We start from the raw sequence: 8,895 nt of genomic DNA, 5'->3' as shown, positions 1-8,895 counted from the left end.
ACCATACTGACACATCACAAACAGACAATCCCGGACGGCGTGAGCCAAGTTTGTGATCTTGGGGCCCAAAGTGCCGAGATCTTGCGGCTGTTCCCGCTCGCCACTTCGTTCCGGCGGGCAGGACACCGTGGGCGTGGAAAAAGTCTCTATCTCGACGTGGATTGATGCCCGATCTGGACACCAAACCACTTCCTCTGGCCTGATCGGGTGATGTCTCGCGACCAATGGCCCGCAAACAATCGAAGTTGGCCTTTTAGGGCAGGCTGGGCCTGCGCCAAAGCCTTCCAGAGGAAAAAGCCACCCTTAGGGTGCCAATCGCCCGTCCTTGATTGCTTTGACTGTGAACCTAAACAACAGCTCGCTGGAGGGTTCAGGCACCTGGCTTTCCAGTTTTGGGCACGCCAGTTGGTGCAGGACGTGGCTGATAATGGCGAGGCGGGCGTGCTTTTTGGAATTGGCCCGGACGCAATACCAAGGGGTGCGAGATGTATGGGTAGCTTTAAGCATTTCATCGCGCGCGGCCGAATAATCATCCCACTTTTCCTGCGCGACCGCGTCAAGCGGGCTGATTTTGAGGCGGGAGAGAGGGTCGGTGCGGCGTTCCTCCAGCCGTTGGGCTTGTTCTTCGCGGCTAATATCGAGCCACAGCTTGATCAGATGGGTGCCCGATTCACGCAACATGGTTTCAAAGGGCACGACATCGCGCAAGAAATCGGCATGTTCTTCCGGCGTACAAAAGCCCATCACGGGCTCTACCCCGCCGCGATTATACCACGAGCGGTTGAAGATCACGACTTCACCGGCGGCTGGCAAATGGGCAGCATAGCGTTGGAAATGCCATTGGGATTTTTCCCGGTCCGAAGGTTTGGGAAGGGCGACAACCCGGGTGGCGCGCGCACTCATATGTTCGATCATGCGCTTGATTGTGCCGTCTTTGCCCGCCGCATCGCGGCCTTCAAAGATGATGAGAACTTTTGCACCCGTCTCCATCAGCCATTGCTGGGTGGTGACGAGGGCAACTTGCAGAGGCTCCAGCCGTTCCAGAAATTCGGCATCGGACATTTTGGATTTGGTCGGGTCGCTTGCAGCTTTTGAAGACTTCTTGTCGTTGGCCATCTTGCTTCCTCCGGCATAAGCGTGAAGTGTGCGCATCACCTGTCGCCCCGCGCAAGGGGTCTAGCCAAATGAGTGAAAGATGAAGCCGAGCCAACGCCTTTATGTCGCCGCTGATTTGGGCCAAGATCGGGTGGTGGGGCTCGATAGCGGACAAGCGCATTATCTGGCCCATGTGCTGCGCTTGCCTGTGGGGGCGGCGGTCTTGTTGTTCAATGGTCGCGATGGCGAGTGGCTCGCCCACCTCAGCCAGATTGGCAAAAAGGGGGCAGAAGCCGTATGCGTCGAACAGACGCGCCAACAAACCGCCGTCTGTGACCTCGACCTCCTATTTGCACCGATCAAAGGGGACCGGACCGATACGATTGTCGAAAAAGCGACCGAGCTTGGCGTGGCGCGCATCCGCCCGGTGCTGACCGAGCGCACCATTGTGCGTAAACTCAATCTGGAGCGCTTGCGCAGTCGGGCCGCTGAAGCGTCGGAACAATGCGGCACCTTGTTTGTGCCCGAAGTGCATGAGGCCGTGAGCCTGATGAGCTTACTTGATCCCAAGGCTGAAGCGCGTTGTATCCTGTTTGCCGATGAAGCAGGCGATGCGATCTCGGTCGCGGAAGCTTTAGCCGATAGGCCCGCCCAAGTGGCGCTTCTAACCGGGCCTGAAGGTGGCTTTACCCCCGCCGAGCGCGACAAGCTTCGGGCAAGCCCTATGGTGCGCCCCGTTCATTTAGGCCCCCGTATTTTGCGCGCTGATACCGCCACTTTTGCGGGCCTAACGCTGATTCAAAGCGCGTGGGGCGATTGGGCGTAAGGACGAAAAGGGGGGGGCGACATTGCGTCGCATTTTCGTATGCGGACCCATCACCATCTCTTGTTTGGACCTTGAGGCAATAATGCGCGACAGGTGGCCAAAAGCAGGAGACAAGCATGACCACGGCGTCGGGTTACCCTTATGAAGCGGCGAACCCATTGGAGTTTCATCAAGCCCCAAAAGACCTCTCAGATCGGGTGGCTTTGGGACTGACCCGCGTGTTGCGCTTTTTTGCCGATCGCTTTTTTGCCAAGCGCTATGGGCACCGGGCGGTTGTGCTAGAAACAGTCGCCGCCGTGCCCGGCATGGTGGCTGGCATGTTGGTTCATATGCGTAGTCTGCGCCGGATGGAAGATGACCATGGCTGGATCCAGACGCTGTTGGATGAATCGCAAAACGAGCGCATGCATCTGATGACGTTCGTGGCTATCGCCAAGCCAAACTGGTTGGAGCGTTTGTTGATCCTGTTGGCGCAGGGTGTGTTCTTCAACGCCTTCTTTGTGCTCTACCTTTTCTTTCCCCGCACCGCGCATCGGATGGTCGGCTATTTCGAAGAAGAAGCCGTGATCAGCTATACGTCGTATCTGGCTGAAATTGATGCGGGAAGGCTGGAAAATGTGCCAGCGCCGGCCATCGCGATTGAGTATTGGCAATTGGCCCCCGATGCGCGTCTGCGCGATGTGGTGCTGGCGGTGCGCGAAGATGAAGCCAAGCACCGCGACGTCAACCATCAGTTTGCACACGCCTTGACAGCATAAAGGCGGCAAAATCCAATTGGCCTTCTTGCGCCTGTCATAAACGCGCCCTAACTCACATCGGCGTGAAAGACACGTCGCAAGAGACATTTTCGTATGGCCGATACACAAGACCCCTCCCGCCCGCTTGAGACATTTGAGGATTTGCTGCCCTATTTCGACGCGGGGCCAAAGCCGAAGTCGGAATGGAAAATCGGGACCGAGCATGAAAAGTTCGGCTTTTACAAAGGCACGCATGCCCCTGTTCCCTATGCGGGCAACACAGGCGTACAAGCCCTACTGGATGGGATGAAAACCCTATCGGGCTGGGACGGGATCTATGAAGGCGAGGCGATCATTGGCCTCAAACAGGGCATGGCCTCGATCACGCTGGAACCCGGTGGCCAGTTTGAACTATCGGGTGCGCCTCTGGAGCATTTGCACCAGACCTGTACCGAAGTCGGTGCCCATTTGGCCGATGTGCGCACCGTGACTGACAAGCTGGGTATTGGCTTTTTGGGGCTTGGCTTTAATCCCTTGCATAGTTTGGAAGACATTCCGCTGATGCCCAAGGGGCGCTACAAGATCATGCGGGACTATATGCCCAAGGTTGGCCGTCTGGGGCGGCAAATGATGTTTCGCTCTTGCACCGTACAGACCAATCTGGACTTTGGTTCAGAAGCTGACATGGTCAAGAAATTCCGCGCCTCGCTCGCTTTGCAACCCATTGCGACTGCCTTGTTTGCCAATTCGCCCTTTGCCGAAGGCCGCACCAATGGCTTTTTGAGCTATCGCGCGCATGTGTGGAGCGATACCGACCCCGACCGCACCGGCATGCTGCCTTTTGTGTTTGAGCCGGGCATGAGCTTTGCCCGCTATGCCGAATGGGCCCTTGATGTGCCCATGTATTTTGCCAAGCGCAATGGCGAATATCTCAATCTGGCAGGGCGTTCATTCCGCGACTTCATGGCAGGACGCTTGCCAGAGCTTCCCGGTGAAAAGCCGACCATGAAGGATTGGGAAGATCATTTGACGACGTGCTTCCCAGAAGTGCGGCTGAAAACCTTCCTTGAAATGCGCGGTGCAGATGCGGGGCCTTGGTCGCGGCTGTGCGCGTTACCCGCGCTCTTTGTTGGCCTGCTTTATGATGATGCGGCAACCGAAGCGGCGTTGGAATTGGTCAAGCCTTGGACTGCTGAAGACCGCGAAAGCCTGCGCCGTACGGTGCCGTTCTTGGGCCTTAAAGCGCCTATTTGTGGTCGAAGCGCGCAAGATGTTGCCAAGGACGTTTTGGCCATTGCCCGCCAAGGCTTGCGCGCCCGCGCCAAGCTGAATGCATCGGGTGATGATGAAACAGGCTTCTTAAGCGAGCTCGACGAAATCGCGGCCAGCGGCATGACGCCAGCGCAACGCTTGCTGGAGCGCTATCACGGCGAGTGGGGCGGCAATATCCACAAGGTTTATGAGACCCACGCTTACTAGGGCCGCAAACCCTAGAGACGATAGCCCAGTCTGAGCGTTATTTTGTCGACATCCACCAAGGTGTTGATCGTGGTACCGCGCGTATAGCGAGTCTCAAGCGAGATATTGGAGCCCGCAGAAGGTCTAAGACCCGCACCGACCGAGAAAATCCCGCCAGAGGCCTTGCGACTGGAAATATCATAACGGCCATTATAGCTGCTGGAGATGGTGATCACGCCAAAGCCGAAATTTTGCTCCGCACTGAGGCCTAAATTCATGCCGCCGCGAAAATAAGTGTCGAGTTCGGCCAGCTTCTGGCTGTCGCCGGGGTCTTGGACGTCCGCATAATCGACTACGATGGACAGATTACACCGCATGGCCCAGCCCAATGCGTCGCGCCGGGTGCAGGGCCGCACGCGGGGAAAGTCGATCAGCGCATCGCCTACCCAAACAGCGGCTTTGGCCGCATCATCGGTTTGGAAGGCGAGGGAACCAAAACCAATCGCCCCACCTGCCTGCTTTGGATTGCGGAAGATAAAGCTGTTGCCCAATGTTAGATCATTGACCTCTTCCCGGCCAGATCGGGCGGCCCGGCGGTTATATTGTACAAAGGGGGTCCAGCGTAATTCAGTTGCCTCTGACGGCTTGGCAAACAGGATGGGCTCCATGGCAAGGGCCAAGCTCGCGTTTAGCAAGCGCGTGTCGGCAGCCTTATCTTCCTCAAAGCCCAACGTGGCAAACCCACGCTCTCGCGGCGGCTTAATGAAGTCATTCTTGCTATCAGCCAAGATCAAGCCGCGCCGCTTCGCTGCGGGTTCTTTGGCGGGCACAATGACGGCTGGTGGGGCTGGAAGCGGGGGCGAGGGGGCCTTGCACGTCAAGCTGATGCCGTCGGTCTCGCCATTGAGGAAGGCAATCGCACGTGCCCGCGTATCGGGGGCGGTTTGCCCGGTGAGGGTAAAGCGTGCCTCGCCGCCCTCAGGGTTTGCCAATATGGAAATGGTCGATGTGAGAAGCGCGGCCAAAGCAGGTTCGTTGCTGCTTGCCGCCAACTGCCCTAGGCTGCGGGTTTCAATCGCTTGTAACAGCGCGCCTGTCATGGGCAGGCCCGCCTGCAGGATCAAGCGTTGGCGCAAATCAGCCCCGCTAAAGCTTTGACCTGCCCGCTCACACGAAACCTTTTCGTAAAGGCGATCCAACGTGGGGGAGGCAGGGGGTGCCGCTTTGGCCAAAGCGGGTGCCAAGGACAGAAAAGCGGAAACGCCCACGAATAGGGATAAAGAACGGCGGATCATGGCGGCGCTTTAGCCTGAAACGCTAAAGCCCGCCAAGTCTTCCCTTAAAGCGGCTACAGTGTCGCTTGCCTCGATGGAACCAATCAGGGCCATTTCACCACAGGCGGCATGGAGGAAAGAATGCTTTCCACATTGCCACCCGTCTTGAGGCCGAAGGTGGTGCCGCGATCATAAAGCAGATTGTATTCCACATAGCGGCCACGCTGAATCAATTGGGCTTCGCGCTCATCCTCGGTCCAGGTCTCATTCATACGACCGCGTACAATCTCGGGATAGACCGATAGAAAGGCCCGGCCGACATCTTGAGTGAAGGCAAAGTCCTTGTCCCAAGACCCGCTATTGTGATGATCATAGAAAATGCCGCCAATCCCGCGGGGTTCTTCGCGATGCGGCAAATAGAAATAGGTGTCGCACCACTCCTTGAACTTCGCATAATAGCTGGGGTCATGCGCATCACAGGCCTTTTTCATTGCGGCGTGAAAGGTGATGGTGTCTGGGAAATCATCTGTGCGTTGATAGGCCATCAAAGGCGTCAAATCTGCGCCGCCGCCAAACCAGCTTTCGGTTGTCGCGAGCATACGTGTGTTCATATGAACTGCCGGCACGCGCGGATTGGTCATATGGGCAATTAAACTAATGCCGGAAGCCCAAAAACGGGGATCTTCAGAGGCCCCTGGAATGGTCTTGGCATAGTCTGCTGGAAACGTACCCATGACGGTGGAGACATGGACGCCGACTTTTTCAAACAGGCGGCCCTTCATGATCCCCATCACACCGCCTCCGCCACCTTCTTCCTTGCGGTTCCAAGGCGTGCGGACAAACCGGCCGGGGCTTCCGGGATAGAGAGCGGGGTCTGCTTCGTCTTCAAGGGTTTCAAAGGCTTGCATGATCTGGTCGCGCAAGGATTCAAACCATGCCCTTGCTTGTGCTTTACGGTCGTCTTGCTCGCTCATACTGCCCTCGTCTTGTCATTCTCGTCCCGGGAAAGTGGTCCCGGGTTTCCTCCCTACAACGCTAATCCAGCGCCGCCCATCGGCCAGTTTGTCGCATGGCTTCGGTTAAGGCGATAGCTCCCGCTGTCACCACATTCAACGACCGCAGTCCTGCCGCCATCGGAATGCGCACACAGGTGTGACAAGCGGCGATGACATCGGGTGGTGTCCCTTCTGTTTCACGCCCCAGCATCAAAATATCGCTCGGTTCAAAGACGAAATCAGTCAAACGCGTGCTGCCTTCCGTCTCGATCAACACAATCCTGCTATTTCTCCGCTCTGCGGAGGCTGCAAATGCAGCAAAACTATCGTGGCGTTGCCAGTCACACTTGTCGCCATAATCGAGGGAAGCACGCTTTAAGGTCTTGTCTGATAAAGGAAAACCGCAGGGTTCAATCACATCTAACCCAATCCCAAGGCATGCAGTAAGACGAATGGCCGCACCGAGATTTGGCGCGATATCTGGTTGAAAGAGAGCTAGGCGCACGTTATGCAATCTCATCTTTGGAGGGGGTGCCGCGAGATGCGGCGTTCCGTCGCACGTTCAAAAGGCATAATCGCCCTATTTCAAGCGGTAAACGACTTTTGGACGTGTGTGAATGCGGGAGTAGCAAGGTGTCAGCCACCAATCATGAAGTAGCCGGCGAGACCGGAGAACCAACACGGCGTGACATGATCCATGTCGCGACGGGGGCCGTAGCAGCGGGCGGTGCCGCCATGCTGGCTTGGCCGCTCATCAATCAAATGAATCCAGCAGCCGATACGCGCGCTTTGGCATCGATTGAATTTGATGTGTCCAAAGTCGCCGAAGGTTCGCAAACCAAAATCATGTGGCGCGGTAAGCCCCTCTTTGTTCGTCACCGGACTGCTGAGGAAATCGCGCAAGGCAAGAAGGATGACGCTGCTGATCTGAAGGATCCCCAGACCGATGAGCAGCGCACGATGCAATCCAATGAACAGCCCGGCAAGCCCGAGTATTTGATCATGGAAGCCAACTGCACGCATTTGGGCTGTATCCCTGTCGGCATTGCTGAGCCTGGCTATATTGGTGAGTATGGCGGCTGGTTCTGCCCATGCCATGGCTCGCACTATGATACTGCCGGTCGCATCCGCAAAGGCCCCGCCCCGAAAAACCTGCCCATTCCGCCATATGTCTATACCGGCGGCACAGTCGTAAAGATTGGATGATACGAACATGAGTGGACCTTCAAGCTATGTGCCAAAGTCCGACCTCGAAAAGTGGTTGGATACACGGCTACCGATCGTGCGGTTTATGAATGACACGATGATCGATTTTCCGACGCCGAAGAACCTGAATTATTGGTACACGTTTGGCGGCATTTTGGCAGTCTGTTTGGCCAGCCAAATCATCACGGGCATTATCCTCGCGATGCATTATGTGCCCCATATCGATCTGGCCTATAATTCGGTTGAGCGCATTATGCGGGACGTCAACTATGGTTGGTTGATCCGCTTCATGCACTCCAACGGGGCCAGCATGTTCTTCTTGGCCGTCTATATCCACATCTTCCGTGGCCTTTATTACGGCTCGTACAAGGCACCCCGCGAAATTCTGTGGGGCTTGGGCGTCATCATCTTCTTGTTGATGATCATCACCGCTTTCATGGGTTATGTTTTGCCTTGGGGCCAAATGTCCTTGTGGGGCGCGACTGTGATCACCAACATCGTGGGTGCCGTGCCTTTCATTGGTGACTCCATCAAGACCTGGTTGCTCGGTGGCTTTGCGGTGGATAACGCGACGCTGAACCGCTTCTTCTCGCTGCACTATCTCTTGCCATTCGTGATTGCAGGCGTGGTGGTGTTGCACATCTGGGCGCTGCACGTGCCTGGCAACAACAACCCAACCGGTGTTGAAGTCCAAGATGTGAAGAAAGAAACCTTGCCATTCCACCCCTATTATACGGTGAAGGATGCGTTTGCGATCTGCGTCTTCTTGTTGATCTTCGCTGGCTTTGTCTTCTTTGGCCCCAACACCTTGGGTCACCCAGACAATTATATCCCAGCCAACAACCAAGTAACGCCTGCACACATCGTGCCTGAATGGTATCTCTTGCCCTTCTATGCGATCCTGCGCGCCATCACGTTCGACATCTTGATCATTGATGCCAAGTTCGGCGGCGTGATCGCGATGGGTGGGGCTATTTTGATCTTGTTCGCGCTGCCTTGGCTCGACTCCTCCAAGATCAAGTCCATGCGCTACCGTCCAGTGGCCCGCATGTGGTGGTTTGCCTTTGTGCTAAACTTCCTGATGCTGGCCGTATGCGGTGCCATGCCGGCTGAACCACCCTGGACCGTGATCTCCTTGATCTGCACGATCTACTACTTCGCCTATTTCTTGGTCGTCCTGCCAGTTCTTGGTGTGATCGAGAAACCCCAAACCCCACCGGCATCGATTGCAGACTCCATCCTGCAATCGCACAAAAAGTCGGCAGGCGTATCACCTGCAGCTGTACCGGCGGAATGAGGAACTT

The 8,895-nt window shown here is 56.2% G+C and carries 9 protein-coding genes; 5 read left to right on the top strand and 4 right to left on the bottom strand.

Annotation, left to right across the window (positions count from 1 at the left end; all coding sequences use genetic code 11):
* Positions 1–303: 303 nt before the first annotated feature.
* Complete coding sequence (gene ppk2 / locus B7364_RS01195; RefSeq protein WP_085338120.1) at positions 304–1,062, bottom strand: polyphosphate kinase 2; 759 nt, start codon at positions 1,060–1,062, stop codon at positions 304–306.
* 133 nt (positions 1,063–1,195) lie between these two features.
* Between ppk2 and B7364_RS01190 the strand changes: the two genes are divergently transcribed.
* From B7364_RS01190 to B7364_RS01180, 3 genes are all read left to right on the top strand, one after another.
* Entirely contained in the window at positions 1,196–1,921 is a 726-nt protein-coding gene (locus B7364_RS01190) for a 16S rRNA (uracil(1498)-N(3))-methyltransferase (protein ID WP_085338115.1), read from the top strand.
* Between the two features lie 116 nt (positions 1,922–2,037).
* Positions 2,038–2,679: an alternative oxidase gene (locus tag B7364_RS01185; RefSeq protein WP_085338114.1), complete on the top strand. Its 642-nt coding sequence runs from the start codon at positions 2,038–2,040 to the stop codon at positions 2,677–2,679.
* Positions 2,680–2,772: 93 nt separating this feature from the next.
* Positions 2,773–4,137: a glutamate--cysteine ligase gene (locus B7364_RS01180; protein ID WP_085338113.1), complete on the top strand. Its 1,365-nt coding sequence runs from the start codon at positions 2,773–2,775 to the stop codon at positions 4,135–4,137.
* A gap of 11 nt (positions 4,138–4,148) precedes the next feature.
* On the opposite strand, the gene B7364_RS01175 is transcribed toward B7364_RS01180, so the two are convergent.
* The 3 genes from B7364_RS01175 to B7364_RS01165 all read right to left on the bottom strand — a co-directional run bounded on the left by B7364_RS01175 (position 4,149) and on the right by B7364_RS01165 (position 6,890).
* A complete protein-coding gene (locus B7364_RS01175; RefSeq protein WP_085338112.1) occupies positions 4,149–5,411 on the bottom strand; it encodes a hypothetical protein in 1,263 nt (420 codons plus the stop codon).
* Between the two features lie 83 nt (positions 5,412–5,494).
* Positions 5,495–6,364, bottom strand: a complete 870-nt coding sequence (gene hemF / locus B7364_RS01170; protein WP_085338111.1) for an oxygen-dependent coproporphyrinogen oxidase — start codon at positions 6,362–6,364, stop codon at positions 5,495–5,497.
* Between the two features lie 61 nt (positions 6,365–6,425).
* Positions 6,426–6,890, bottom strand: a complete 465-nt coding sequence (locus B7364_RS01165) for a tRNA (cytidine(34)-2'-O)-methyltransferase (protein ID WP_085338119.1) — start codon at positions 6,888–6,890, stop codon at positions 6,426–6,428.
* Between the two features lie 128 nt (positions 6,891–7,018).
* Between B7364_RS01165 and petA the strand changes: the two genes are divergently transcribed.
* Both petA and B7364_RS01155 read left to right on the top strand, forming a co-directional pair.
* On the top strand, positions 7,019–7,591 hold the full coding sequence (gene petA, locus B7364_RS01160) for a ubiquinol-cytochrome c reductase iron-sulfur subunit (protein ID WP_269798748.1): 573 nt from the start codon (positions 7,019–7,021) through the stop codon (positions 7,589–7,591).
* Positions 7,592–7,598: 7 nt separating this feature from the next.
* On the top strand, positions 7,599–8,888 hold the full coding sequence (locus B7364_RS01155; RefSeq protein ID WP_085338110.1) for a cytochrome b: 1,290 nt from the start codon (positions 7,599–7,601) through the stop codon (positions 8,886–8,888).
* The last annotated feature ends 7 nt before the right edge of the window (positions 8,889–8,895 follow it).

Origin of the sequence: Aquidulcibacter paucihalophilus, assembly GCF_002105465.1 — a bacterium.
In the GTDB taxonomy this organism is placed as follows: domain Bacteria; phylum Pseudomonadota; class Alphaproteobacteria; order Caulobacterales; family Aquidulcibacteraceae; genus Aquidulcibacter; species Aquidulcibacter paucihalophilus.
Note: the sequence above shows the minus strand (reverse complement) of the source record. Positions and strands in the feature narration are given on the sequence as shown.

Excerpts from the sequence above, each read along its gene's own strand:
- B7364_RS01175 (WP_085338112.1), bottom strand. The coding sequence starts at position 5,411 with ATGATCCGCCGTTCTTTATCCCTATTCGTGGGCGTTTCCGCTTTTCTG.
- B7364_RS01190 (WP_085338115.1), top strand. The coding sequence starts at position 1,196 with ATGAAGCCGAGCCAACGCCTTTATGTCGCCGCTGATTTGGGCCAAGAT.
- hemF (WP_085338111.1), bottom strand. The coding sequence starts at position 6,364 with ATGAGCGAGCAAGACGACCGTAAAGCACAAGCAAGGGCATGGTTTGAA.
- B7364_RS01155 (WP_085338110.1), top strand. The coding sequence starts at position 7,599 with ATGAGTGGACCTTCAAGCTATGTGCCAAAGTCCGACCTCGAAAAGTGG.
- ppk2 (WP_085338120.1), bottom strand. The coding sequence starts at position 1,062 with ATGTCCGATGCCGAATTTCTGGAACGGCTGGAGCCTCTGCAAGTTGCC.
- B7364_RS01185 (WP_085338114.1), top strand. The coding sequence starts at position 2,038 with ATGACCACGGCGTCGGGTTACCCTTATGAAGCGGCGAACCCATTGGAG.
- B7364_RS01180 (WP_085338113.1), top strand. The coding sequence starts at position 2,773 with ATGGCCGATACACAAGACCCCTCCCGCCCGCTTGAGACATTTGAGGAT.